Below are 25,202 nucleotides of genomic sequence, written 5' to 3'. Positions count from 1 at the left end.
CTGCTGGTTCTCTACGGCCCTGACCTAGACCTTGAGGTACGACGTCATCGTCGTCCCCATCTTTCCAGACATGAACCGATGCTCCGGGCGCCGGGCGCCGGTCGCATCCGGGTCAATCCCACTCGTCGACCGGGGTGTCAGTCCAGCCCCAGTTCATCCTTCGAGAAGGCGAACAGGTACGGCACGCCCGCGCCTTCGCGGATCTTCTCGTCGGCGCCGGTGGCCCGGTCGACGATGGTGGCGACGGCGACGACCTCGGCACCGGCCTCGCGCACGGCCTCCACGGCGGCGAGCGGGGAGCCGCCGGTGGTGGAGGTGTCCTCCACGACGAGGACCCGCCGGCCCTTGATCTCGGGCCCCTCCACCCGGCGCTGCAGCCCGTGCGCCTTCGCCGCCTTGCGGACGACGAAGGCGTCGAGGCGGCGGCCGCGCGCGGCGGCCGCGTGCAGCATCGCGCCGGCGACCGGGTCGGCGCCCATGGTGAGGCCGCCGACGGCGTCGTACTCCAGGCCGTCGGTCAGGTCGAGCAGCACCTGGCCGACCAGCGGGGCGGCGGCACCGTCGAGGGTGACGCGGCGGAGGTCGACGTAGTAGTCCGCCTCCAGCCCCGACGACAGGGTCACCCTGCCGTGCACCACGGCCTTGTCCTTGATCTGTTGCAGCAGCTCAGCGCGTACGTCCGTCATGCCGACCAGCTTAGAGGCGGCGGGCTCAGAGGCGGCGCCAGGTCCAGGTGGTGGTGGCTTCCAGCGGCTCCAGCGGGGTGACGAGACGGGGGAGCGTGTTGAGGCCGTTCGGCGGACCGGTCTGCGGCTCCACGCACACCGCCGCCTCCTGCTCGTCGTAGACCACGACCCACTGCTCGCGGCTGGCGACCTTCAACTCCAGCTGCCCCGGCCAGGTGAGGGTGACGTCGACGCCGTCGGGCATCCCGAAGCAGTCGTCCCAGGGGCCGGGTCGGGGGTCGACGCGGTTGCCGGTGGGCAGGTGGTCCGCGCCGCGCTCCTCCTGCCAGGCGGGGGTGAAGTCGACCTGGGCGTCCTGGCCGCCGAGGTTGCGGTTGAACCAGGGATGCCAGCCGATCTGCGCCGGGAAGGAGTTGTCGTACGTCTCCACGGCCATCGTCAGCGTCAACGAGTCCTCGGTGAGCTGGACCGCGTGCGTGACGCGGGCGGGATGCGGCCAGGGGTCGCCGAGTTCGCACGTGATCACGGCCTCGTCCGCCGAGCGGCGGGCGGTGCGCCAGGCACCGTCGCGGGCGGTGCCGTGGATGGCGTGCGGCGGGGAGTTGAGGGGCATCTGGACGATGTCGGCGCCGTCGCGGAAACGGCCGTCCCGGATACGGCCGCACCAGGGCACCATCGGGAAACAGCCGAAACGGTCGCCCTGGCGGAGGAGTTCGAGGGAGCCGACTTCCAGTCCGGCGATACGGCCGCCGTTGCCGGGGTGCAGGTGGAGGGTGGCGTCGCCCGCGGTCAGCGTGATGTCTTCGTTACTCACGGGATGACAGTACTGGGGAGGGCGGTTTGGTCTCGGGTGCGGGTGGGTGGGGGTTGCTCGCGCCCATGCGGCGGAGCCGCACATCGATACAGCCCCGCGCCCCTCGGGGCACGTCGTAGCCGCGGGCCGTCGTGCCGCTGGGGCGGCACGGGTGGGCGCGGCGGCACCCTGCCGGCGCCGGTAAGCGACACACCCCCGCCCGCAGACGTCAGCGGCGTCTGCGCAACGCTCTCGTCACCACGATCGCCGACGCCAGGGCCAGTGCCGCCGCCGGTGCGGCCCAGCGCAGTGCCGAAGCCGCCGCCACCGTCTGGGGTGCCGGCACCGGCGCGTAGCGGCCGCGGGGCGGGGCGTGGTCGACCTCCTCCGCGCTGCGGCCGATCATCGTGCGGCGGGCATGGGCCGCCTCGGCGAAGATCTCGGGCAGCGGCTCCTCGACCGGTTCGGCCGGCGACGGCGGCGGGACCTCCGTCTCGAAGATCGACACCGGTTGGTCCGAGGGCTCGGGCCGCGCCTCCCCCAGGCCCTCCACAAAGCGGTTGAGCAGCCGTGTCGCCGCCGACTCCACCGCCTCCGGCGCCAGTTCCGCGACCCGCCCGCCGGCGGAGGCCGTGCCCGTCACCGTGACCTGGCAGCCCTCGTCCGTGTCGGTGAGGCGGAGCGTGAGCGCCAGCTTCACCGTGCCGGCGCCGCGCGCCTCGGTGGCGTCACCGTCGAGCGCGTAGGAACCGTCGGCACGGGCGCTGACGCGCAGGGTGCCCCGGTAGGTGATCGAGTGGCTGCCGATGCGGACCTTGACGCGGCCGGTGCCGGGGGCGGCGCCCGTGTCCTGCTGGAGGCCGGGGAGCGCCCGCGCGACCCGCGCGGGGTCGGCCAGCGCCTCCCTGAGCCGCGAGGCCGGGGCCGGGACGTACACCTGGTGCTCCATGCCGACTGAGCCTACCCAGGAGTCAAGGCGACGTACCCTCCGCGACGCACGGCACGCTGCCGGGGCCCGGGCTCCCCGTGGACGGGCCCCGGCCTGCCCGCGGACGGGCCCGTGCTCTCCGTGGACGGGCCCGGGCTCAGTACCGCGGATCCACCAACGTGGAGGCCGGTGGTTCCGTCGGCGGCGTCTCCAGTGCGTCTTCGCGCAGATCCCGTCGGGTCAGCGTGTGCAGCCGCGGACCGTCGGCCGACAGCCGCAGCCGGGGCCCGCGTGAACCCTCCGTCGCCAGGATGAAGCCCCAGTCGTGCGGGGCCCTGGACTCGCCCGCGGAGCGGTCGGGGCCGGCGGTGAAGCCGGGGTCGCGGCCGAGGACCCGGTAGGGGCTCGTGGCCAGGCCGGCGGCGCGCATGGTCGCCGCCACCGTCCAGAAGTCGCGGGGGCGGGCCCGGACCGGGCCGGCGTGCACCACCAGGCGGCCGCCGGGGGCGAGGGCCCGGCGGGCCAGGCCGTAGAACTCCTCGGAGTACAGCTTGGCGCTGGCCGTGATGCCGGGGTCGGGCAGGTCGGCGATCACGACGTCGTACGCGGCGGGCGGCGCGGTCCGGCGCAGCCAGCAGAAGGCGTCGGCGGTGATCACGTGGACGTGCGGGTCGTCGTAGACATGGCCGTTGAGCGCGGAGAGGGCGGGGTCGTGGCGGGCGAGGCGGACCAGGCCCGCGTCGAGTTCGACGACGTCGACGCGGTCGATGCCGGTGTGCCGGAGCACCTCGCGCGCGGCCATGCCGTCGCCGCCGCCGAGGATCAGCACGCGCGCGTGCGGGCCGCTCATCGCCGGGTGGACGAGGGCTTCGTGGTACCGGCGTTCGTCACGGCCGCCGACGCGCAGCCGGCCGTCGAGGAAGAGATCCAGGGGACGGCCGTGGGTGCCGCCGGTGAGGACTATCTCCTGGACATCCGTCTGGAGGGCGACCCGGACGTCGTCGCCGTAGACCGCGTGCCGGGCGGCCCGTTCGAAGTCGTCGACGTGAGCGGCGGCGCAGGCGAGGGCGCCGAGGACGGTCACGTTGACGGCGAGGAGGGTCCAGCGGGCCCGGCGGGACAGGTCGCGGCGGAACAGGCCGAGGACCAGGGCGCCGCCGGCCACGACGTTGACCGTGCCGGTGAGCAGGGTGCCGGTCAACTGGCCGAGGAAGGGCAGCAGGAGGAAGGGGAAGGCCAGGCCGCCGACCAGCGCGCCGACGTAGTCCGCCGCGAAGAGGTCGGCCACCGCGCCGCCCGCGTCCTGGCGGCGGATGCGCTGGATGAGTTCCATCAGCAGCGGCACCTCGGCGCCGATCAGCAGGCCGATGGCGAGGGAGAAGGCGACCAGAAGGCAGCGCGGGCCGGCCGACCACAGGCCGCCCCAGCCGCCTGTCCAGGCGAAGACGGCGTAGAGGGCCATGGCGCTGCAGCCGCCGACCAGGGCCAGCGCGGCCTCCACCGCGCCGAATCCGGCCGCCGCGTGCCAGCGCAGCCGCTTCGCGGCCAGTGAGCCGACGCCCATGGCGAAGACCATCACGGACAGCACCACGGAGGCCTGGGTGACCGAGTCGCCGATCAGGTACGAGGCGAGGGCGACGAGTTCGAGTTCGTACACCAGCCCGCAGGCCGCGCAGACGAAGACGCACGCGAGGACCAGGAACCGGCCCGTCCCCGGCCGCACGGGCAGCGGCGCGGGGGCACCCCAGGGCGGCGGTGCGCCGGGAGGGGCGGGTGCGTGCGGATCGATCACTCTGCGACGTTACGTCACTCGCTCGGTACGCTTCGTCACCCACACGTGTGGAAATCGGCCGTCTTGACGGCCCGTTGGTTTATGTCATCCGGGGACGGGTCGGGCCACCGGAACCCGTACGCCGACCCTCGTCCGGGTCGCCACCAACTGGCCGTCCTGCGGGTACGCGTGCCAGGTCCGCCAGTGCACCTGGCCCTCGTGACGCTGGGCGAGCAGCGCGGTGAACGCGTGCGGGCTGCCCGGGAAGACTCCTGCGAGGCCGTGCGGGTGCTCGGAGACGAGGGCGAGCAGTTCCTGGGCGCGGCCGGCGAAGGAGCCCGGTGACAGCACCTCGACGCGGGCCGCGAACTCGTACTCCCAGTCGCCGATGCGCTTGGCGACCCCGAGCGGCAGGGGGGTGCTGGACCCCGGGATGCACGCCACCGTCTCCGAACAGCCGCCGCACTCCTCCTCCAGGAGTACCTGGTGGGACGCGCCCAACAGTCTGAGCTGCAGTTTCGCCCCGGACAGTTCCAGGTCGAGGGTGGCCAGGGCAGGCAGCGGCTCGCGACCCAGGGCCCAGGCGAGGTCGGCCGCGCGCGTATCGGTGTAGGTGGTGTTCAGGGTCGTGAGCATGGATCGGCTCCGCTAACACGCAAATGGGGAGGAGGGGGGTCCGGCGCACCTCGGTGGACACCGGGAGATCGGCCCGGTCGGCCCAGCCGGGGAAGGGGTGTCGTCAGGACGTCCGAGGCGCTGCTTTGGTGATTTAGAGGGAATCATGAACTGTGGCGCTGCCACAGCGTTTTTACCCAACTTCGTGGGGTTTCCATCCCTCAGAGGGCTCCACAGCTCAACTGTTCAACCACGTTGTGCGCCCTGCTCCCTCTGGCACGCGCCGGGGCGCCCGGGGAGAGCCCCCCGGCTCTCCGTCCGAACGCCCCGCTCCCCCACTGCCCCATTCCCCCGCGTCCCCCGTGTCCCTCATGTCCCTCGCGTCACCGAGGCTCTCGGTCAGCTGCCCCCGCCGCAGCCACCCCCGCCACCGCAGGACGAGCCGCCGCCACACGACGAGCCGCCGCCGCAGGAGGAGTGCCCTCCGCCGCACGAGTGCCCCCCGTGGCCTCCGTGCCCGCCATGCCCCCCGTGGCCTCCGTGGCCTCCGTGGCCTCCGTGGCCTCCGTGCGAGGACGACGACCCCGAGTCCCAGGCCCACCAACTGCCCGAGCTGTCGTAGGAAGAGGAGGATCCGCCCCGACCGGACGCCCCCCTGCCCACCCCGCCCTTGCGGGCCACGCTCCCGACGATCACCAGGCAGACGATCGCGGCCGCCGCCACGATGAAGACGATGCCCATGGCGTCACCTTCTTTCGGTTCGCGCGGAGCGACCCCCCGTGGGCGCCCCGGCCGCCGCGTGACCGCGGCGTGAGCCGGTGATGCCCGGCCCCGCCGACGGCCAAAGCAGAGTTGAGGAACTCCAGAGCTTGGGCGCAGGATGACCGGCATGACCTCCATCGAACGTCCCCTCCTCAACCGCCGGCTTGCGGAGTTCGGGACCACGATCTTCGCCGAGATGTCCGCCCTGGCGCTGCGCACCGGGTCCATCAACCTGGGGCAGGGCTTCCCGGACACCGACGGTCCCGAGGAGATCAGGGAGGCGGCCGTACGGGCGCTGCGCGAGGGGCGCGGCAACCAGTACCCGCCGGGGCCTGGCGTCCCCGAGCTGCGCACCGCGATCGCCGCGCACCAGGAGCGCCGGTACGGGCTGTCGTACGACCCGGACGCGGAGGTGCTGGTCACGGCGGGCGCGACCGAGGCGATCGCGGCCGCCCTGCTCGCCCTGGTGGAGCCGGGTGACGAAGTCGTCGCCCTGGAGCCGTACTACGACTCCTACGCGGCCTGCATCGCGATGGCCGGCGGCACCCGGGTCCCGGTCACCCTCCGCCCGGACGGCGGCGCGTTCCGCCTGGACCTCGACGAACTGCGCGCCGCCGTCACCCCGCGCACCCGGCTGCTGCTGATCAACACCCCGCACAACCCGACCGGCACGGTCCTCACCCGCGCCGAACTGACCGCGATCGCCGAGCTGGCGGTCGAGCGGGACCTGCTGGTCGTCACCGACGAGGTCTACGAGCACCTGGTCTTCGACAAGGCCGGGCACCTCCCCCTCGCGACCTTCCCGGGCATGCGCGAGCGCACGGTCACCATCGGGTCGGCCGGCAAGACCTTCTCCTTCACCGGCTGGAAGGTCGGCTGGGTGACATCGACGCCGGAGCTGGTCACGGCGGTGCGCTCGGCGAAGCAGTTCCTGACGTACGTGGCCTCGGGCCCCTTCCAGTACGCGGTCGCGGAGGCCCTCGCCCTCCCCGACGCCTACTTCGAGGCCTTCCGCGAGGACATGCGGACCAAGCGCGACATCCTGGCGGCTGGCCTGAAGGAGGCGGGGTTCAAGGTCTACGACACCGCCGGCACGTACTTCATCACCACCGACATCCGCCCGCTCGGAGAGACCGACGGCTTCGCGTTCTGCCGTTCGCTCCCGGAACGGGCCGGGGTCGTCGCCATCCCGAACGCGGTCTTCTACGACCACCGGGACGCGGGGGCGCCGTTCGTGCGGTTCGCGTTCTGCAAGCGCGCGGAGGTCCTGAAGGAGGCCGCCACCCGGCTCAAGACGCTGGCCGGGTAACAGCCGACAGCCGTACCAGCAAGGGTCCCGGCCTGACTCACGCCGCAGCGCGTAGATGACGCAGGCCACAGAGCGGCTCGCATTCTGCAAACGCACCGAGGTGCTGCTGAATGCGGCGGAAAGGCTCCGCAAAGCGCTCGCGCACCGACCGCCGCCGCAGGTCGGTCCTCGCATTCCCCGTCGCCCGCCCCGCCCCACCCGCCCGGAACGTCCGCACCGGAGGCCGCATGCTCCCGGCCGTGGTACCGGCGCTTGCCGCCCCACAGAGCGAGACGTACAATTTCTTGTACGTCGAAGGAGGGTTGATCGTGAAGACCATGACGTATTCCGAGTCCCGCGCGCGGTACGCCGAGGTGCTCAACTCCGTCACCGACGACCGCGAGGAGGTCGTCATCACCCGGGCCGGACACGAGCCGGTCGTCATCGTCTCCCTTGAGGACTACGAGTCCCTGAAGGAGACCGCGTACCTGCTGCGAAGCCCGGCGAACGCCCGGCGCCTGCTCGCCTCCATCGACGAGCTGGAGAACGGCGGCGGCACCGTACGCGAGCTGGCGGCCGACGAATGAGGGCCCCGAGTTGAAGATCACCTTCTCCTCCCGTGCCTGGGAGGACTACCTGTGGTGGCAGCTTCAGGATCGGAAGATCCTGAAGCGCATCAACACGCTCATCGCGGACATCGCCCGGAACGGCAACGAGGGGATCGGCAAACCGGAACCGCTCAAGCACGGATTCCAGGGCTACTGGTCGCGCCGCATCAACGACGAGCACAGACTGATCTACAAGGCCACCGAGGACGCCGTCCTGATCGCACAGTGCCGCTACCACTACGAGAGCTGACCGGTGAACCGCGGCGATCCACCGGTCCCGTCCCATCCGCACCGTTCAGTCGTACGGCGGAGAGCGGCGGACTTCTCAGCCCGCGCCTCGGTCGGCGACGGCTGACCCTGGTGGGCCCGGTGCGCCACGCGTGAATGGGTGCACGAAGGAGGCGTGGCCCGGGTGACCTCGACGCCGGAGCCGGTCACGGCGGTGCGCTCGGCGAACCAGTTCCACCTCAGTGGAGCCCGAGATGGGAAACTCTTTACCGAACTCCTGTTTCCTGTGTAACTTTTGTGAGGCCCTGGGGGAGAGGGCGCGGGGGACGTGTGCCTGACCAGCGCACGCAATGCTCGACCGGCTGACCGCTTCTCCAGACGAGGGCGCGTCCACAATCCGACCAAGCCTGTCGCACAGCCATGCCCGCCTGCTCTCTTCCTGGGCCGACCCAATCGTCCAGAAGACAGGCGACAACATGCGAAGAGCCTTGCGCTCAAGGGGGATGGCGGGCACCGCACTGGTGGCGGCTTCCGCCGTACTGACGGGACTGGTGTACGCGGCGCCCGCCCGGGCCGACGAGCCGCCGCCTCAGGATCCGGACACCGGCCAGTCGCGGATCAGCCTCGGCGAACAGCCCCGTGTCAACCGATGCATCGCCGGGGTGGCCCTGCACATCGGCGGCCCCGCCCTGAAGTCGGCGGCCGCGAAGGCGTTGAACGGCACCGATGCCGATCTCGCCACCGCACTCGACGGCGTTCTCTGGAAGCTGGGCCCCCTCGGTGACGCCCTGTCCAAGGACAAGGAGGGGGTCAGCAAGTACCTGAGCCAGTCCCGCGCCCGCAAGGAGGGCTGGGAAGACGCGAACAAGATCTACGCCCAGACCGGGTGGGACTCGGGCACCAGCTACGACGCCCCCGAGTTCGACGCCGACGTCGTGGCGTTCACCCTCGGCCCGCAGCAGGACCTGTACGGCCGGCTGGGGCAGGACGGCCGGAGCGTACCCACGCCGGCTTCGGTCGAGCAGGCGAAGAAGATCGCCGCCGCGATCAAGGGCCAGGACAGCTGGAACGATTTCGCGGCCGACTCCATGTTCCGGGACAGCGACGTCAAGGGGCCCTACAACTCGACCACCACGAGCGACGTCGCCTCCTTCCTGCGCCACGGCGGCTTCGTCACCAAGCCGCTGGAGGAGGGCTCCGCCGAGTACCGCATGGAGGTGGAGGCGCTCAAGGTCGCCTGGAGCGACTGCGACAGCTTCAATCCCGTCGACGCCCGGCGGATCCTCACCCCCGTGGTCGCGACGGCCGGTCAGGAGTGGGAGCAGGAGTACGCCGCTCAGGCCAAGCCCCGCGCCACCATCATGACCGCAGAGGCGAACGCGTCCGCGGAGGCCCGCAAGGCCACCGAGGCGATGATCGAGTCCATCGGGCAGGCATGGCTGGCCGACCAGATCCTCCTCTGGCAGAAGTACTGGGCCGCCCAGCCCAAGGACAACATCCACCGGCCCAAGCCCGCGGTCTTCACCCAGGCCAAGTCGGACCTGGCCACCGCCCAGAAGAAGGCCGCCGACCAACTGACTCTGGCCAACAAGGCGGTGGCTGCCGCCAAGACGGGCGCGGAGCAGGCGGCCACCGCGCAGAACGACGCGTACGTCATCGCCGACGCGGCCAAGACGCCGCGCGGGCGCGGGCTGTTGTACGCGCAGCAGTCGGTGCAGGTCGCCAAGGCCTCGTACGCCGCGACCCAGGCGGCGGCGCAGGCCACGCAGACCGCGGTGAACGCCGCCAAGGCGACGGTGGCCGACAGCAAGGCGCTGTTCGCGCTCTCCCAGAGCCAGGCCCACGCCATCAACACGGAGTTCCGGCGGATCGCCGCGCAGGAGGCGGCAGCGCAGGCGAAGGCGGCAGCCGTGTCCGCGGACGCGCTGGCCAAGGAGGCCGCCGCCAACGCCACCAAGGCGAAGAACGCGCAGGCCACCGCCGAGCGGGCACAGGAGACGGCCCGCGTCGCCGCAGAGACCGCCAAGGCGCAGCGGGCCAAGGCCGAGCAGGAAAAGGGCGTCGCCTCGAAGGAGCGCCAGAACGCGGCCGACGAACGGGCCAAGGCCAATGCGGCCGAGCAGCGCGCGGCCGACGAGCGCGAGACGGCCGGCCACGCCCGTACCCAGGCGGAGGACGCCGCGAGGACGGCCGACGAGCAGCTCACCACGGCACTCCTGGCCGAGGGCCGGGCCTCCGCCGCGCGCGGGAAGGCCGAGGAGGCGGAGCGCAACAAGAAGGCCACGGCCGCCCGGGCCGCCGCCCTGGAGTCGGCCGCCGCCGCGGCCGTCGGCACCAGCGCCGCCGGCGAGACCCGGGAGGCGGCCACCGCCGCCCGTACCGCGGCCGACGAGGCGGCCGGCGCGGCCACCCGGGCGCACGCCGCCGCCGGCGAGGCGAGCACCGCGGCGCAGAACGCCCGCGCCGCCGCCACCCGGTCCGATGCCGCCGCGCAGCGCTCCCGCGCGGCCGCCGACAAGGCGTGGTCGGCCTACCAGACGGCCGTCGCCGCGGGCGCGGTCGCGCACGCCGCGGCAGCCGAGGCCATCGACGCCTCCGAGGCCGCGTCGACGAACGCCGCCGAGGCCGAGAAGGAGGCCAAGAAGGCCCAGGCCGCCTCTCTCAAGGCGAGCCAGGAGGCCCAGGCGGCCCGCGACGAGGCCGCCAAGACCAGGGCCTGGGCGGCGGAGGCCGCCGGACACGCGTACGCGGCCGGCCAGGCGGCCACCGCGGCCCGCGACTCGGCGACCGAGGTGATCAAGCCCGCCAACACCGCCATCGCGGCGGGCACCCCGTACCGGGAGACGGACACCGCGGCCGCCTTCGCCGTGCTGATCGGCCAGACCTCCATGTCGCTGTCCGAGCAGCAGGCAGCCGCGGCTGCCGCCAAGGCCAAGGAAGCGGCCAAGGCCGCCGCCGACGCCAAGGCGCTGGCCGACAAGGCCGCCGGCGACGCCAAGCTCGCCGCGCAGGCGGCAGCGGCAGCGGCAGCCGACGCGGCGGCTGCGCTCAAGTCCGTGGCCGAGGCCCGGGCCTCGGCAGCGGAGGCGGCCAAGGCCGCCGAGGCGGCGAAGAAGGCCGACGCCAGGACCAGCGAGTACGTCGCACAGGCGGGCACCGACTGGTTCTACGCCGACAGCGCCGCCCGCGACGCCTCGAGCGAGGCCGCCGCGGCGAACAACGAGGCCACCGAGGCCGAGAAGAGCGCCACGAACGCCCGCGCCTCCGCCGACGCCGCCACCCGCGACTCCGGCGCCGCGGACTCGGCGGCCACCCAGGCGGAGAAGGACGCCGACGCCGCGGAGAAGTCCGCGGCCAACGCCGGCGAGGACGCGAAGGCGGCCGACGGGGCGGCCGACCGTGCCGAGCAGGAGTTCCTCAAGGAGCAGGAGGAAGCCCGCAAGGCCGCGCTGGAGGGCCCCAAGCCCGACACGGGACCGGACCTCACCCAGAGCGAGGAGGCGCTGCTCCTCGCCCAGTGCGGCCAGTCCTGCGTGGACGACTTCCGCGCGGCCAGGCAGCTGCTGGCCATGGACGTCATGGACTGGGTGGTCGACAACGGCGGCCAGATCCTCCTCGACGAGCTGGGCTACACCGACGCCAAGAAGTGCTTCACCCAGGGCGACGTCGAGGGCTGCCTGTGGACGCTGGTCAACGTCATCCTCGTGGGCGCGGCCGTCACCAAGGTTCCGGCCGTGGGCAAGGCGATCTACCGGGTCAGCAACGGCATCTACTCCTTCTGGGAGAAACTGGACAAGGCCAAGGACACCCTGGACCGGCTGCGTACGGTCCTTGACCGGGTCAAGAAGGGCCAGAGCGCCGTATCGTGCCTCCTTGCGGCAGGCACCGCCGCCCGACCGGCCGCGTTCCACGGGGCCTCCGCGAAGACCGGGGCACTGGCCGCCGCCGGCAAGCCGAAGATCTGCGTGACCTCGGCGCTCGGCAAGAACAGCAAGCTCGCCAAGCTCGCCGCGAAGTCCACGAAGAACGAGGACGTGCAGCGCGAGATGAACCAGCTCATCAACAAGCTGCTGGAGGGCAACGACCAGCCGGGCAGGGGCTCCAAGGCGCTCTCGCACGGCATCCGGTACCTTCGGGGCGACAAGGGCGCGCGGCTCTTCTTCCGCGAGGTCGAAGGCGGCTTCGAGATCATCGGCAAGTCCGACAAGCCGAACGAGCCGAACGTCATCGAGGAGTTGCTGAAGATCTATGGCTCATGAGCCGCTCGTGACCGTGGAGACGGCCGACTTCTCCGTCACATACGTACTCGGCCTGGAGGACGACGCCGACACCGTCGAGGATGTCGACGCGGTCATCCGCGCCCGTGACGGCAAGGGGTGGACCGCCAGCTTCATGACTCCTCGGAAGATCGCCGAGGTGATGGACCGCCGGTCCGCCACCGGCGAGTGCGCCGACGGCCTGTACCTGCGGATCCCCGACCTCGTGATCGTCCGCGAAGGCGGCCTGGACGCCATGACCAGGGCCCTGGTCGACCTCTTCAGCACATACGGCATGGACACCAACGTCCTGCCGCGCTTCGAGGCCGGCGAGGACGAGGCCGACTGACCTCTGGTACACGACTGTGCCCCGCCAGGTCGATCCCGGCGGGGCACAGTCTTTTCGCGGCTCCCGAGAACAGTCGCGGGGAAAAACTGGCGCTCGTCCCCGATCAGGTCGCCTCGGTCCTTGCCTTCCGGCCGTACGACCTGTGTCATGCAGGCGGGTCCCGGTGGCTCGACTCCGACGTCCCGGCGCCGGAGGTCGCCGCCCGCGCCCGATACCACCCCCGGGCTCGTCGGCGGCCCGCGCCACGCCAGGACGCGAGGCCCTCCGCTACCCCATCGGGCGCATATTTCTCGCACTTCGCCCCGGTCCCCCGCAGGGTGCGAATGTGAGCCACGCCAGCACCACCGCCAGCACCACCACCGGCACGACCACCGAAACCGCCGCTCTCGCCCCGTCCCTCGTGACCGCGGGCGGTGTCGCGGTGGGGCTGTTCGCGGCGGCCCGGCTCACCGGCATGGCCGTGGTCGCGCTGGCCGCCTGGGCGGCCGGCAGACATCCGCTGACCCTGCTCGGCCGGTCCTGGGACTCGGTCTGGTACCTGGGCATCGCGGCGCACGGCTACGGCCGCACCCTGTACTTCCGCCCCGACGTCATCCACAGCGACCTGGCGTTCTTCCCGCTCTACCCGGCCCTGATCCGGATCCTGACGGCCGTCACCCCGCTGAGCGGGGCGGGCGCCGGCCTGCTGGTGTCCTGGACGGCAGCGGGCGTCGCCGCGGCCGGCATCTACGCGCTGGGCGCCCGGCTGCACGGCCGCGCGGTGGGCACGGCCCTCGTCCTGCTCTGGGGCCTGCTCCCGCACTCCGTGGTGCTGTCCATGGCGTACACGGAACCGGTCCTGACCGCTTTCGCCGCCTGGTCCCTGTACGCGGTCCTGGCCGGGAACTGGCTGTGGGCGGGCACCCTGGCCGCCCTGGCGGGCCTGTCCCGGCCGAACGGCTTCGCGGTCGCGGTGGCCGTGCTGCTCGCCGCCGTCCGCGAGATACACCGCTCCCGGGGCCGGGTTGCCCACAGGCTGTGGACGGGCGCGGCGCTCGCCCCGCTCGGCTGGCTCGCGTATGTCCTGTGGGTGGGGCGCCGGGCCGGCGATCCGCTGGGCGGCTACTTCGGCGTACAGCGCCTGTGGGGGTCGCGCTTCGACTTCGGCCGGGGCTCGCTCCGCTTCGTCCGCGACCTGCTGGTGCGCGGCGACCGCTTCGTCTTCCCGACGGCCCTGGTGATCGTGGCGGCGGCGGTGGTCCTCTTCGCGCTCCTGCTGCTGGACCGGGCGCCGCTCCCGCTCCTCGCCTACACCGCCGTACTCCTGCTGATCGCGCTCGGCGGCTCGGGCTTCTTCGAGTCCAAGCCGCGCTTCCTCCTGCCGGCCTTCCCCCTGCTCCTCCCCCTGGCCCGGGCGCTGGTCCGCACGGCGAGAGCCCGGCCCTGGCACGCGTCCGTGGTGGTCGCGGCCCTGGCCGGGCTCTCGTTCGGCTACGGCGCGTACCTGGTCGTCTTCGCCGGCACACCCCTGTAGCGCTGCCTACTCCTCGTCGTCGCCCTCGGGCTGGTCGGCCTCGTTGACGGCGTCCTCCAGGCCGAGCTGTTCGACGAGCCACTTGTCGAACTCGATCGCGGCCCGCACCCAGCTGACCGTGGACGACACGAAGTGGTTGATGTCCACGCCCATGCCGATGAGCATCTGCGCCTCACCGATGAGACGGACGGTGCCGTCGTCATGGGTGTGGGTGTAGACCTTGGGCCACAGCGTCCGACGGTTCCAGTCGTCGATGGACTCCAGGAGCTGGGGCTTCTCGTCGATCTTGTGGGGGCGGTCGTAGAACGTCCGCACCGAGAAGACCGACTGTTCGTCCTCGCCGCGGAACATGAAGTACGTACGGAACTGTTCCCACGGCGCCGCGAGGTCACCCTCGTCGTCGACGACGTACTTCAGCTCCATCTGGTCGAGGAGCTGCTTGACAAGATCCTGATCCGGGACGACGGGGCCCGCCGGTCCTTGGGGCTGCGGCTCGGGCTGGCCCCCGAAGTTCGGAATCGAGGACGGGTCGATGGTCACCGTGATTTTCCCTTCATACGGATCCCGCCATCCTCCCCCATCCGGGGAGGGGGGTGGCAACCCCCGCCCCGGCGGGTTCATCTCCCGTTGGCGGAATTCCGCTCAGAGCGTCTTTCCGGTCTCCTGACCGGTGCTTTCGACGGCTTCACCGGCCGTTTCACCGGCGGTTTCACCGACCGATCCACCGGCCGCCTCCTCCGCCGTCACCGGGCCCACGATCAGGCCCTCGCCGAAGGCGTCCACCCGGATCGTGTCGCCGTCCTTGACCTCGCCGGACAGGATCTCCTTGGCGAGGCGGTCGCCGATGGCGGTCTGGACCAGGCGACGCAGCGGACGGGCGCCGTACGCCGGGTCGTTGCCCTCCTCGGCGAGCCAGGCCAGGGCCTCCGGGGTGATCTCCAGGGCGAGCCGGCGGTCGGCCAGGCGCTTGGCCAGCCGGTCGATCTGGAGCCGGGCGATCCGGGCCAGCTCGTCCTTGGCCAGGGCGGAGAAGACGACCAGGTCGTCCAGGCGGTTGAGGAACTCCGGCTTGAAGGACTGCCGGACCGTCTCCAGAACCTGCCGCTTCTTCTCCTCCTCGCCGAGCATCGGGTCGACCAGGTACTGGCTGCCCAGGTTGGACGTCAGCACCAGGATGGTGTTGCGGAAGTCGACCGTGCGGCCCTGGCCGTCGGTGAGCCGGCCGTCGTCCAGCACCTGGAGCAGGATGTCGAAGACCTCGGGGTGGGCCTTCTCCACCTCGTCCAGGAGGACCACGGTGTAGGGGCGGCGACGGACCGCCTCGGTCAGCTGGCCGCCCTCCTCGTAGCCGACGTATCCGGGCGGGGCGCCGACCAGCCGGGCCACGCTGTGCTTCTCGCTGTACTCCGACATGTCGATCCGGACCATCGCCCGCTCGTCGTCGAAGAGGAAGTCGGCGAGCGCTTTGGCCAGTTCCGTCTTGCCGACACCGGTCGGGCCGAGGAAGAGGAAGGAGCCGGTCGGGCGGTCCGGGTCGGCGATACCGGCGCGGGACCGTCGTACGGCGTCCGAGACCGCGCGTACGGCCTCGGTCTGGCCGATGAGCCGGCGGCCCAGCTCGTCCTCCATGCGGAGCAGCTTCTGGGTCTCGCCCTCCATGAGACGCCCGGCGGGGATGCCGGTCCAGGCGGCCACCACGTCCGCGATGTCGTCGGAGCCGACCTCGTCCTTGACCATGGTGTCCCGGGAGGTCTCCACCTCGGCCTCGGACGCGGCCTCCAACTCCTTCTCCAGCTGCGGGATCTCGCCGTACAGCAACTTGGAGGCGGTGTCGAAGTCGCCGTCGCGCTGGGCGCGTTCGGCGGTGCCGCGGAGTTCGTCGAGCTTCTCCTTCAGCTCGCCGACCCGGTTCAGGGACTGCTTCTCGCGCTCCCAGCGGGCGTTGAGGCCGCGCAGGTCCTCCTCCTTGTCGGCGAGGTCGCGGCGCAGCTTCTCCAGGCGCTCCCGGGAGGCCGGGTCGGTCTCCTTCTCCAGCGCCAGCTCCTCCATCTTCAACCGGTCCACGACGCGCTGGAGTTCGTCGATCTCCACGGGCGAGGAGTCGATCTCCATGCGGAGCCGCGAGGCCGCCTCGTCGACCAGGTCGATGGCCTTGTCGGGGAGGAAGCGGGAGGTGATGTAACGGTCGGAGAGGGTCGCGGCGGCCACCAGGGCGCTGTCCGCGATCTGCACCTTGTGGTGGGCCTCGTAACGGCCCTTCAGGCCACGGAGGATGGCGATGGTGTCCTCGACGGTCGGCTCCGCCACCAACACCTGCTGGAAGCGGCGCTCCAGCGCCGGGTCCTTCTCGATCCGCTCCCGGTACTCGTCGAGGGTGGTCGCACCGACCATGCGCAGCTCGCCGCGGGCCAGCATCGGCTTCAGCATGTTGCCGGCGTCCATGGCGGAGTCACCGCCGGCTCCGGCGCCGACGACCGTGTGCAGCTCGTCGATGAAGGTGATGACCTGCCCGTCGGAGTCCTTGATCTCGGCGAGGACGGTCTTCAGCCGCTCCTCGAACTCACCCCGGTACTTCGCACCCGCGACCATGGCCCCGAGGTCCAGCGCCACCAGCCGCTTGTTCTTCAGCGACTCGGGCACATCGCCCTTGACGATCCGCTGGGCCAGCCCCTCGACCACGGCGGTCTTGCCGACGCCCGGCTCACCGATGAGCACGGGGTTGTTCTTGGTGCGGCGGGACAGCACCTGCACGACCCGCCGGATCTCCTGGTCACGTCCGATGACGGGGTCGAGCTTGCCGTCCCGTGCGGCGGCCGTGAAGTCGGTGCCGAACTTCTCCAGCGCCTTGTACTGGCCCTCGGGGTCGGCGGTGGTCACCCGGCGGCCGCCGCGCGCCTTCTGGAAGGCCTCCACCAGCTTCTTCGCGGTGGCCCCCTGCCGTTCGAGCACCTCGCCGGCCGCGCCGCCCTTCGCGGCGATGCCGATGAGCAGGTGTTCGGTGGAGAGGAAGTCGTCACCGAGGTCGCGGGCGCGCTCGTCCGCGTCGGCGAGGACCGCGAGCAGTTCGCGGTTGGGCTGCGGGGGCGCGACCGTGGAGCCGGTCACGCTGGGCAGGGCGGCCAGCACCCGCTCGGCACCCTGCCGTACGACGGCCTGGTCGGCGTCCGCGGCCGCGAGCAGGTCGGTGATGTTCTCGTTCTCCTGCCCCGCCAGCAGAGCCAGCAGCAGGTGGGCAGGCGTGAGGTCCGCGTGCCCCTCGGTCACGGCCCGGCTGCTGGCCGCGTTGATCGCGTCCCGGCTCCTGTTGGTCAGCTCGGCGTCCACGTTCGCGTTCTCCTCCTCGGCGTCGTTCGGCTGACTCAGCCAACGTACACAAAGTTGAGTCTATTCCACTCAAGGTGGAGACGGGACCCCTTCCGGGGACCAGCTTCCGGGCACGCGGACCCGGCCGGCCGAGAGGGTGGGCGCGGAGGGGCAGGTGGCCGGAAGAAGACGGACCGGGGCGGACCGAGGGCCGGAAGAAGGCGGACCGAGGCGGCCGGGAGCGGGCGGCGAAAGCACCAGAAGGCCCGCGGAGGCCCACGGAGCGGCACGGGAGAGCGGCCGGGGACGGGGAACGCCCTCCGCGACGGCCGCCGGGGGCACGGTGACGCGGCTGCGGGGGCCTGGGAGCGGTATCGAGCCGGTGGCCCGGGGCGGCCGCCCCGTTCTGTCGGCGTTCCAGCGACATGTTTCAGCCACGGTGGACCTTGGCCGAAACGGGCTGATACGCCGAAATGTCGCCCGAAAACTGCAGCGGCGTCACCGTGTTCAGGTCACGGTGACGCCGCTGCGGGGGGAAGTACCTGAGCGATCTTTTACGACGGGGGAATCGCGTCAGGCACTGCGGGGGGTGGCCGAGATGGTCCTCACGTCCGGGACGTCCGGCTCAGCCAGCCGGTGGTCCCGTTGGTCCAGATTCACAAAAATCATTCCGTACCGGACGGCGCACCGCACGGGCTGCGGCGCACCCCGGGGCTTGCGCAGGCACCGGTAGGCCCGTACGTCCTCGTCGTCGTCCCGCGTGACGACGACCGGCTCACCGAAGACGGTCACCATCAGCGAGTCACCGCTGTGGGGGATGGCGGTGACCAGGTCGATGAAGTGCCAGCCGGAGCGATAGGCGGTGGCCATTTCACGCCGGAAGGATCGGTCGTCGGGTGGGGTGGTCACGTCAGCTCCCAGCTCCATCGGTCGCAGATTCAGCTCCACTAGCGCTGTCCGCCACGTCAGCGTTCACCGCCACCGCCGGCCACTGAGTGTTGGCTCGAACATCGCTCCTGACTTCAGCGAAGCCACTCAACACCCCGAGGGCCGCAACAGCAGAAAAGGCGGCGACAAGCGTCGAGCGAAGCAGTCTCGTGCGCATACTCGGCTTCGTCCTCACTTGAAGGTCCCCTCTTCCCCCGCCAGGTACGACGATGGCTCATTCGGGCACGTGGTGGCCACACAAACAGTGCATCATGTTCCTGCATGTTCAGGACCCTGGGGGGTGGAGATTTAGTAATGAATCGGGCTAAGCAGACACATCCCCACGCGATGGCCGACTTGTGCGACGAGGGTAACCGCCTTTACGCCGTGGCTCTTCGCGCGGGACGCGTCGCTCGCGAAGACGCCGACGCCGCCCCCTGCCTGATGGAATTCGCGCTGCTCCACCCGGATCCGGACGACCCGAGCTGGCTGCGCCCAGTCCCTCCGGCCGTGGCCCTGGCCCAGCGACTGAACCCCATCGAGCGCGAGATCACCAAGCGCAGACGGTTGTCGATCGAACTCGCCGAGCTGTTCGAGCCGTTCATGGCCCTCAGCGCCGAGACGACGACGACCAGTGACTCGATCGCGGTACTGGAGGGCGGTGAACGGATCAACGCGGCCCTGAACCTGGCGACGGCACAGTGCCAGGCCGAACTGCTCACGGTCCAGCCGACCGACCGCATCTCCGACCGGAACATCATGCAAGGGCTGGAGCGCGACCGGCCGCTCATAGAACGCGGCGTCAAAGTGCGGAGCCTGTACCAGCACACGGCACGCTACAGCCCGGAGAAGCTGGCATACGTCGCGCAACTCTCCAACGGGAAGGTCGAGTACCGCACCATCGACGAACTGGTGGAGCGACTGATCATCTGCGACGAGACGGTTGCCTTCATCCCCGCGCGGGAAGACCAGCAGGTCGCCCTGGAACTCCGCCATCCGGGTCTCGTGCGCTATCTGATCAAGGTCTTCGAATACCTCTGGGACCGTGCTGTCCCCATGACCGCCGGTGGCCCTTACGACACGGCGTCCGGAGGCATCACCGAGATCCAGTACTCCATTGCCAAGCTCCTGGTCGAGGGCCACGTCGACGAGGCGATCGCGCGTCGGCTGGGCATGAACGTCCGCACCTGCCGCGCCCACATCGCCAAGCTGGCGCTGGCTCTCGGAAGCGGCAGCCGCGCACAGCTCGGCTACCTGATCGCCCAGTCCGGGATTCTGGACCAGAAGCTCCCCGAGAAGGGCGGCAACCCTTGACCGAGGCAGTCCCGCACCACGAGCACGGCATCGACGACCTGTGCGCCGCGGGCACCAGACTCTACGAGCGCGCCCTGCGTGAGGAGCACATATCCGCCCAGGACGCCGCCGACGCACCCTGCCTCACCGGCCTCGGCCTGCTCCACCCGACGCCGGACGACCCCGGCCGCCTGGAACCGGTGGACCCGGCCGTCGCCCTGAACCAGCTCCTGCGCGGCGTCCGCGCCCGGGTCGCCGACGAGTGGCGGTTCGAGGAGCGGCTGGTGGACCTCTTCACACCGCTGACGCGCATCGAGGGCACATTCGACACGGCAACGGATTCCCCGGCGCTACGGCTGCTCAGCGGGACCGAGCGGATCAACCAGGCCATCACCGAGGCCATGGCCGAGGCCCACGAGGAAGTCCTGTGCGTCCAGCCGCACGCCGGCCTCGTCGGTGAGCGCGGCGCCGTCGCCTACCCCATCGCCAACGAACGCGACCTGGCGTTCCTGGACCGCGGCGGCCGTATCCGCACCCTGTACCAGCACACCCTGCGCCACGTGGCGAACGTGTACGTCTACGTCGAGCAGCTGAGGGGCGACACCATGGCCCGCGGTCTCGACGAGGTGCCCGACCGGCTCGTCGTCCTGGACCGCGAGGTGGCCTTCCTCCCCGCCAACAACGACGGCTCGCTGGCCCTGGAGGTGCGTCAGCCGGCCCTGGTCCGGTTCATCGCGACCTCCTTCGACCGCCTCTGGCGCCTGGCCACCCCGATGTTCCCGCAGGCCGAGCAACGCCCCACCGTCAACGGCATCACCCCCCGCCAGCAGGCCATCGCCGCCCTGCTCGTCGAAGGCCACACCGACGCCGTCATCGCCGACCGCCTCGGCATGAACATCCGCACCGCCCGCGTCCACATCGCCAAACTCGCCACCACCCTCGGCAGCGAAAGCCGCGCCCAACTCGGCTACCTCATCGGACGTTCCGGGATCCTCGATCAACCGGAGACGGTTTTATGAGCCGCTGTGATCACGGCGTCGAGGAGCTGTGCGCGGCCGGGGCGAAGTTGTACGAGCGTGCCCTGACCGTGGGGCACGTGTCCGCTCAGGACGCCGCCGAGGCCGGCTGCCTCACCGACTTCGGTCTCCTGCACCCCGCCCTCGACGACCTCGACCGGCTGGAGCCGGTCGCCCCGACCGCGGCCCTGCACCGGCTGCTGCGCTCCTCCGCCGCCCGGATCGCCGCCGAACGCCGCCGCGAGGAACGGCTGACGGCGCAGTTCGCACGGCTGACGCGCGTCGAGCACCGGACCGACGCGCTGACGGACTCCCCGGCACTGCGGCTGCTCAGCGGCACCCGGCGGATCAACGAGGCCATCACCGACGCCATGGCCGAGGCCCGGCAGGAAGTCCTGTGCGTCCAGCCGCACACCGGTCTGGCCGGCGAGCGGGGCACCGCGGTCTATCCCGTCACCTACGAACGCGACCAGGCGTTCCTCGACCGGGGCGGCCGTATTCGCACGCTCTACCCGCACACCCTGCGCCATGTGCCGAACGTCTACAACCTCGCCGAGCACCTGGAGGGCGACACCATGGCCCGCGGTCTCGACGAGGTGCCCGACCGGCTCATCGTCATCGACCAGACGGTTGCCTTCCTCCCCGCCGACAGCGAGGGCACCCTGGCCCTGGAAGTCCGTCAGCCGGCCCTGCTGAAGTACCTCGCGACCATCTTCGACCGCCTCTGGCGCCTGGCCACCCCGATGTTCCCGCAGGCCGAGCAACGCCCCACCGTCAACGGCATCACCCCCCGCCAGCAGGCCATCGCCGCCCTGCTCGTCGAAGGCCACACCGACGCCGTCATCGCCGACCGCCTCGGCATGAACATCCGCACCGCCCGCGTCCACATCGCCAAGCTCGCCACCACCCTCGGCAGCGAAAGCCGCGCCCAGCTCGGCTACCTCATCGGACGCTCGGGGATCCTTGATCAGGAAGGCTGACCACGGCCGGCGACCCGCTCGCCTCGCCCGGCGGCCGGTCCAGCCCCACCTGCGCTATCCGCACGCCCAGTTGGGTACGGCTGGCCGCGCCCAGCGTCTCCGAGAGGCGGGCGATGTGGGCACGGCAGGTACGGACGCTGATGCCCAGGCGTTCGGCGATCACCGCGTCCTGGTGGCCCTCCGCAAGGAGCGCGGCGATGGATTGCTCCCGGTGCGAGATGCCCTCGATACCGGTGTCGGGGAGCGGGGCAGTGAGGGGGATCGCGAGGCGCCACAGGCGCTCGAAGACGGTGACGAAGTACTCGACCAGGGCGGGGTGGCGCAGCTCCAGGGCCATCGTGCGGTCGGCGTTGGCGGGGATGAAGGCGACCGTGCGGTCGAAGAGGATGAGGCGGTCGATGACCTCGTCGAGCGTCCGGGCCTCCACCGCGTCGCCCATCAGCTCCAGGTAGTTGAGCAGGCCCTGGCCGTGCCGGGCGACATGGGTGTACAGGTCCCGCATGCGCACGCCCCGGCCGCGCAGGGCGACCGCCCGGTGCAGTCCCTCGGTCAGCTCCGACTCACGGCGGATACCGCCCGGCTGCACGGTCAGCACCTCGCTGGTACACGCCTCCGTCGCCTCGTCCATCGCCGCCTGGATCCGTGACAGCCCGTCCAGGACCCGGATCGCCGCCGTGCCCTCGGCGGAGGCCGACGCGACCTGCAACTGCCGTCCCAGACCGGCGTACCACTCGAAGGCCGCGACCGCCGAGCCCACCCGCCGCTGGCTCTCGGTGACCTCGTCGTAGACGCCGCGCAGCAGCCGGGTCATGACCTCCTGCGGGGAGGTCGGCACCAGCCAGTCCATGTCGTCGGGGTCCGGGTGCAGCAGCGCCAGCTCCAGCAGACAGTGCACCGCGTCGGCGTCCGTGCGCGGTACCCGGCCCCGGCGCACGGCACGGGAATACACGCGATCCCCGGCGGCGCACAGCCGGTCGGCACCGTGTGGATGCTTGTCCGTCCCGTGCCCGGCCATCGCCCATTCCACCCCCGGTTTGCTGCCTCTTCCGCAGCGCAACTATGAGCGGTCCGGACCGGGTCCGCAACACGGCTCCCCTCGCACCGGGCGTCGTAATCCAGGCATACGCCCCGCTATCTCCCGGCCTCCGCAGCCCGCGCTGCAACAAGATGACGGTGTTACCGGAGAGGCCGGCGGGGCATCGTGGACAGCGCTTCCCACGGGTGTTCGCCGGACACCCGCAGGGGCCCCGGTCCGGCCGCCCCCGATCGGTTCCGGGGCCCCGCAACGCGCCCACGGGGGAGGCGCGTTGCGTGGAGGGCCGCTCGCGGGCACGTCACGCGGGGACCTGGCGAATCCCCGAAATCCGCCGGTGATCACCGCGTTACGTGCCCGCTCTAACGTCCCTTCATGGCGGACATATTTGACGCGTACGCGTTGGCCGACGCGTGGGACGAGATGTTTGTGCGGCCGGGTGAGGTCAGGACCGCCTACGAGCCGGTACTGGCGGCACTCCAGCCGATCGAACCGAGTGAACTGCGCTTCCGGGCCGACCAGATGGCCCGTGCCTTCACCGACCGCGGCGTGACCTACGCCTTCGCGGGCGAGGAGCGGCCCTGGCCGCTGGACCTGGTGCCCAGGATCCTCGACGCCCTGGAATGGGATCTCGTACGAAGAGGCGTCGCCCAGCGGGTCAGAGCCCTGGAGGCCTATCTCGCGGACGCCTACGGGCACGCCCGGGCCTTCGAGGACGGGGTGGTGCCCTGGCGGCTGCTGCTGTCCTCGCCCCACTTCCACCGGGCGGCGCACGCGGTGGAACCGCCCGGCGGGGTGCGCATCCACGTGGCCGGAATCGACCTGGTGCGGGACGAGGCCGGCGACTTCCGGGTCCTGGAGGACAACGTACGGGTGCCGAGCGGGGTGTCGTACGTCATCGAGAACCGGCGGGCGATGACCCGGATCTTCCCCTCGCTCTTCGCCGAACAGCACGTGCTGCCGGTGGACGGGTACGCCGGGCGACTGCTCGCCGCGCTGCGCGCCGCCGCACCCGGCGGCGCGGCGAGCGATCCCCGGGTCGTGGTGCTCACCCCGGGGCCCGGCAACGCGGCCTACTTCGAACACGCCCTGCTGGCCCGGCTGATGGGCGTGCAGCTGGTCGAGGGACACGACCTGGTGTGCCGCAACAACCGGGTGTGGATGCGGACGACCCGCGGCGAGGTGCCCGTGCACGTCGTATACCGGCGCCTCGACGACGACTTCCTCGACCCGCTCCACTTCCGCCCCGACTCGGTGATCGGCTGCCCCGGCATCCTGAACGCCGCGATCGCCGGTCACGTCACACTCGCGAACGCCGTGGGCAACGGTATCGCGGACGACAAGCTCCTCTACACCTACGTCCCGGATCTCATCCGCTACTACCTCGGCGAGGAACCGATTCTCCCCAATGTGGAGTCCTACCGACCCGATGAACCGGGCCAGTTGGCGGCGGTCCTGGACCAGCTCGACCAGCTGGTCGTGAAGCCCGTCGACGGCGCCGGCGGACAGGGCATCGTGATCGGGCCGAAGGCCGACGCCGAGACCCTGGAACGCACTCGCAAAGCCGTGGTCGCCGATCCGCGCGGCTTCATCGCGCAGCGTCCGGTCGCCCTCTCCACCTCCCCCACCCTCGCGGGTGAACGCATGGCACCCCGCCACATTGACCTGCGCCCGTTCGCCGTGAACGACGGCGACGACATCTGGGTGCTGCCCGGCGGCCTGACCCGGGTCGCCCTCCAGGAGGGCAACCTGATCGTCAACTCCAGCCAGGGCGGCGGCTCCAAGGACACCTGGGTGCTCGCCGAGGGCCCCGCCGAGCGGCCCGCGGCCGCCCCGGCCGGCGCCGTCCCGGAGATCGCCCCGCGCCTCCTGGGCCCCGACGGCATCCGTCCCGACGTACCGGAAGGAGCGCACCAGCAGTGAGCGACGTGATCCTCTCCCGTATCGCCGAGGCACTGACGTGGACCGGACGGTACGTCGAGCGCGCCGACGCCACCGGCCGCATCCTCGACGCCTACCTGCACCGGATGCTGGAGGACCCCTGGCGCGACGAGGACACCGCCTGCCGGTCGCTGTACGCGATCCTCGGTGTCGACGCCGGCCCGGAGCCCGTGGACATGCAGCAGGTCCTGGAACAGCTCGCCTTCGACGCCCGCTCGACGGGGGCGATCGAGGGGGCGCTGGGCGCCGCCCGCCGGAACGCGCGCAGCGCCCGTGAGGCCGTCTCCTCCGAGATGTGGGAGTGCCTCAACTCCACCTGGCACGCCCTGGCCGGGCAGCGCCTGGCGGCCCGCCGCACCGGTCCGTACTCCTACCTGGAGCTGGTACGGCGCCGGGCCGCCCTCTTCTTCGGGCTCGCCGACTCCACCATGAGCCGCGACGACAGCTGGCGGTTCGTCGTCCTCGGCCGCAGCGTGGAGCGGGTGGACATGACCGTACGGCTGCTGTCGGTGCGTGTGCTGGACGCTGCGCACGCCCCGGACTGGCCGACGCTGCTCAGCGCGAGCGGAGCCGACGAGGCCTACGCGCGGGTGCACAGCGGGTTCGGGGACACCCCGAGAGTGGCCGGGTTCCTGCTCCTGGACCGGGACTTCCCGCGCTCGGTGCTGCACGCCCTGACCACGGCGGAGGAGTGTCTGGCCGCGCTCGGCCGGCCGCGCCAGGATCCGGCGCGGTCGCCGGTCGGGCGGCTGCGGACCCGGCTGGAGTACCTGGACACGCACACCCTGGAGGACCAGCTGCCGGTGCTGCTGCGGGATCTGCAGCAGGCCTGCATGGCGTCCGCCGATGCGGTGGCGGAACGGTTCTTCCCGTACCAGGGGCCCGTCGAGTGGGCCCAGGAAGGAGCCTGAC

At 71.5% G+C, this 25,202-nt stretch carries 19 protein-coding genes and 1 pseudogene; 11 read left to right on the top strand and 9 right to left on the bottom strand.

Features of this window, described 5'->3' with window-relative positions:
• Positions 1-137: 137 nt before the first annotated feature.
• The 5 genes from pyrE to ABZ642_RS36805 form a co-directional block, all read right to left on the bottom strand.
• Complete coding sequence (gene pyrE, locus ABZ642_RS36825) at positions 138-686, bottom strand: orotate phosphoribosyltransferase (RefSeq protein ID WP_360492661.1); 549 nt, start codon at positions 684-686, stop codon at positions 138-140.
• Between the two features lie 25 nt (positions 687-711).
• Positions 712-1,500 carry an aldose 1-epimerase gene (locus ABZ642_RS36820; protein ID WP_360492658.1) on the bottom strand — a complete coding sequence of 263 codons (789 nt, stop codon included), beginning with the start codon at positions 1,498-1,500 and terminating at the stop codon, positions 712-714.
• Positions 1,501-1,708: 208 nt separating this feature from the next.
• Positions 1,709-2,428: an SRPBCC family protein gene (locus ABZ642_RS36815; protein WP_360492655.1), complete on the bottom strand. Its 720-nt coding sequence runs from the start codon at positions 2,426-2,428 to the stop codon at positions 1,709-1,711.
• Between the two features lie 136 nt (positions 2,429-2,564).
• Positions 2,565-4,199 carry a polyamine aminopropyltransferase gene (locus ABZ642_RS36810; RefSeq protein ID WP_360492652.1) on the bottom strand — a complete coding sequence of 545 codons (1,635 nt, stop codon included), beginning with the start codon at positions 4,197-4,199 and terminating at the stop codon, positions 2,565-2,567.
• An 84-nt stretch (positions 4,200-4,283) separates the two neighbouring features.
• Positions 4,284-4,814, bottom strand: coding sequence for a DUF2617 family protein (locus ABZ642_RS36805; protein WP_360492649.1), 531 nt, complete (start codon positions 4,812-4,814; stop codon positions 4,284-4,286).
• Between the two features lie 859 nt (positions 4,815-5,673).
• On the opposite strand from ABZ642_RS36805, the gene ABZ642_RS36800 reads away from it, so the two are divergent.
• The 6 genes from ABZ642_RS36800 to ABZ642_RS36775 all read left to right on the top strand — a co-directional run bounded on the left by ABZ642_RS36800 (position 5,674) and on the right by ABZ642_RS36775 (position 13,797).
• Positions 5,674-6,864 carry a pyridoxal phosphate-dependent aminotransferase gene (locus ABZ642_RS36800; protein WP_360492646.1) on the top strand — a complete coding sequence of 397 codons (1,191 nt, stop codon included), beginning with the start codon at positions 5,674-5,676 and terminating at the stop codon, positions 6,862-6,864.
• Positions 6,865-7,172: 308 nt separating this feature from the next.
• A complete protein-coding gene (locus ABZ642_RS36795; protein WP_360492643.1) occupies positions 7,173-7,430 on the top strand; it encodes a type II toxin-antitoxin system prevent-host-death family antitoxin in 258 nt (85 codons plus the stop codon).
• Between the two features lie 10 nt (positions 7,431-7,440).
• On the top strand, positions 7,441-7,701 hold the full coding sequence (locus ABZ642_RS36790) for a Txe/YoeB family addiction module toxin (protein ID WP_046730454.1): 261 nt from the start codon (positions 7,441-7,443) through the stop codon (positions 7,699-7,701).
• A gap of 481 nt (positions 7,702-8,182) precedes the next feature.
• Entirely contained in the window at positions 8,183-11,938 is a 3,756-nt protein-coding gene (locus ABZ642_RS36785) for a hypothetical protein (protein ID WP_360492640.1), read from the top strand.
• Entirely contained in the window at positions 11,928-12,284 is a 357-nt protein-coding gene (locus ABZ642_RS36780) for a hypothetical protein (RefSeq protein WP_360492637.1), read from the top strand. Before ABZ642_RS36785 ends, ABZ642_RS36780 begins: the two co-directional genes overlap by 11 nt.
• A 454-nt stretch (positions 12,285-12,738) precedes the next feature.
• Positions 12,739-13,797 carry a hypothetical protein gene (locus ABZ642_RS36775; protein WP_360492752.1) on the top strand — a complete coding sequence of 353 codons (1,059 nt, stop codon included), beginning with the start codon at positions 12,739-12,741 and terminating at the stop codon, positions 13,795-13,797.
• Between the two features lie 6 nt (positions 13,798-13,803).
• On the opposite strand, the gene ABZ642_RS36770 is transcribed toward ABZ642_RS36775, so the two are convergent.
• The 3 genes and pseudogenes from ABZ642_RS36770 to ABZ642_RS36760 all read right to left on the bottom strand — a co-directional run bounded on the left by ABZ642_RS36770 (position 13,804) and on the right by ABZ642_RS36760 (position 17,970).
• Positions 13,804-14,337 carry a YbjN domain-containing protein gene (locus tag ABZ642_RS36770; protein ID WP_360492634.1) on the bottom strand — a complete coding sequence of 178 codons (534 nt, stop codon included), beginning with the start codon at positions 14,335-14,337 and terminating at the stop codon, positions 13,804-13,806.
• Between the two features lie 207 nt (positions 14,338-14,544).
• Positions 14,545-17,121 (bottom strand): annotated as a pseudogene (clpB, locus tag ABZ642_RS36765) (ATP-dependent chaperone ClpB); the annotation flags it as partial.
• Positions 17,122-17,673: 552 nt separating this feature from the next.
• Complete coding sequence (locus ABZ642_RS36760; protein ID WP_330461901.1) at positions 17,674-17,970, bottom strand: (2Fe-2S)-binding protein; 297 nt, start codon at positions 17,968-17,970, stop codon at positions 17,674-17,676.
• A gap of 339 nt (positions 17,971-18,309) precedes the next feature.
• On the opposite strand from ABZ642_RS36760, the gene ABZ642_RS36755 reads away from it, so the two are divergent.
• Genes ABZ642_RS36755 through ABZ642_RS36745 form a run of 3 tightly spaced genes read left to right on the top strand, consistent with a single transcriptional unit; the run spans position 18,310 to position 21,316 of the window.
• Positions 18,310-19,341, top strand: coding sequence for a helix-turn-helix transcriptional regulator (locus tag ABZ642_RS36755; RefSeq protein ID WP_360492630.1), 1,032 nt, complete (start codon positions 18,310-18,312; stop codon positions 19,339-19,341).
• Positions 19,338-20,339, top strand: a complete 1,002-nt coding sequence (locus ABZ642_RS36750) for a helix-turn-helix transcriptional regulator (RefSeq protein WP_360492627.1) — start codon at positions 19,338-19,340, stop codon at positions 20,337-20,339. The genes ABZ642_RS36755 and ABZ642_RS36750 overlap by 4 nt, the downstream gene beginning before the upstream one ends.
• The gene (locus tag ABZ642_RS36745) at positions 20,336-21,316 is read left to right on the top strand and encodes a helix-turn-helix transcriptional regulator (protein WP_360492625.1); all 981 of its coding nucleotides are present in this window, start codon (positions 20,336-20,338) and stop codon (positions 21,314-21,316) included. The genes ABZ642_RS36750 and ABZ642_RS36745 overlap by 4 nt, the downstream gene beginning before the upstream one ends.
• Here ABZ642_RS36745 and ABZ642_RS36740 read toward each other — a convergent pair.
• A complete protein-coding gene (locus tag ABZ642_RS36740) occupies positions 21,279-22,331 on the bottom strand; it encodes a helix-turn-helix transcriptional regulator (protein WP_360492622.1) in 1,053 nt (350 codons plus the stop codon). The genes ABZ642_RS36745 and ABZ642_RS36740 overlap by 38 nt on opposite strands.
• Before the next feature lie 393 nt (positions 22,332-22,724).
• On the opposite strand from ABZ642_RS36740, the gene ABZ642_RS36735 reads away from it, so the two are divergent.
• Positions 22,725-24,272 (top strand): circularly permuted type 2 ATP-grasp protein, encoded by a 1,548-nt coding sequence (locus ABZ642_RS36735; protein WP_360492620.1) that lies wholly within the window; start codon positions 22,725-22,727, stop codon positions 24,270-24,272.
• Positions 24,269-25,201 (top strand): alpha-E domain-containing protein, encoded by a 933-nt coding sequence (locus ABZ642_RS36730; RefSeq protein ID WP_360492617.1) that lies wholly within the window; start codon positions 24,269-24,271, stop codon positions 25,199-25,201. The genes ABZ642_RS36735 and ABZ642_RS36730 overlap by 4 nt, the downstream gene beginning before the upstream one ends.
• Position 25,202 lies beyond the last annotated feature (1 nt).

It is taken from the genome of Streptomyces sp. NPDC007157, assembly GCF_040634235.1.
Lineage (GTDB): Bacteria > Actinomycetota > Actinomycetes > Streptomycetales > Streptomycetaceae > Streptomyces.
The sequence above is the reverse complement of the archived record's forward strand: the minus strand, read 5'-3'. Positions and strand labels throughout refer to the sequence as shown.

What these genes read in the sequence shown, in the direction of transcription:
- ABZ642_RS36775 (WP_360492752.1), top strand. Translation starts at nt 12,739, where the DNA reads ATGGCCGTGGTCGCGCTGGCCGCCTGGGCGGCCGGCAGACATCCGCTG.
- ABZ642_RS36740 (WP_360492622.1), bottom strand. Translation starts at nt 22,331, where the DNA reads ATGGCCGGGCACGGGACGGACAAGCATCCACACGGTGCCGACCGGCTG.
- ABZ642_RS36780 (WP_360492637.1), top strand. Translation starts at nt 11,928, where the DNA reads ATGGCTCATGAGCCGCTCGTGACCGTGGAGACGGCCGACTTCTCCGTC.
- ABZ642_RS36815 (WP_360492655.1), bottom strand. Translation starts at nt 2,428, where the DNA reads ATGGAGCACCAGGTGTACGTCCCGGCCCCGGCCTCGCGGCTCAGGGAG.
- ABZ642_RS36800 (WP_360492646.1), top strand. Translation starts at nt 5,674, where the DNA reads ATGACCGGCATGACCTCCATCGAACGTCCCCTCCTCAACCGCCGGCTT.
- ABZ642_RS36785 (WP_360492640.1), top strand. Translation starts at nt 8,183, where the DNA reads ATGGCGGGCACCGCACTGGTGGCGGCTTCCGCCGTACTGACGGGACTG.
- ABZ642_RS36805 (WP_360492649.1), bottom strand. Translation starts at nt 4,814, where the DNA reads ATGCTCACGACCCTGAACACCACCTACACCGATACGCGCGCGGCCGAC.
- ABZ642_RS36735 (WP_360492620.1), top strand. Translation starts at nt 22,725, where the DNA reads ATGGCGGACATATTTGACGCGTACGCGTTGGCCGACGCGTGGGACGAG.
- ABZ642_RS36755 (WP_360492630.1), top strand. Translation starts at nt 18,310, where the DNA reads ATGTTCAGGACCCTGGGGGGTGGAGATTTAGTAATGAATCGGGCTAAG.
- pyrE (WP_360492661.1), bottom strand. Translation starts at nt 686, where the DNA reads ATGACGGACGTACGCGCTGAGCTGCTGCAACAGATCAAGGACAAGGCC.
- ABZ642_RS36760 (WP_330461901.1), bottom strand. Translation starts at nt 17,970, where the DNA reads ATGGCCACCGCCTATCGCTCCGGCTGGCACTTCATCGACCTGGTCACC.
- ABZ642_RS36745 (WP_360492625.1), top strand. Translation starts at nt 20,336, where the DNA reads ATGAGCCGCTGTGATCACGGCGTCGAGGAGCTGTGCGCGGCCGGGGCG.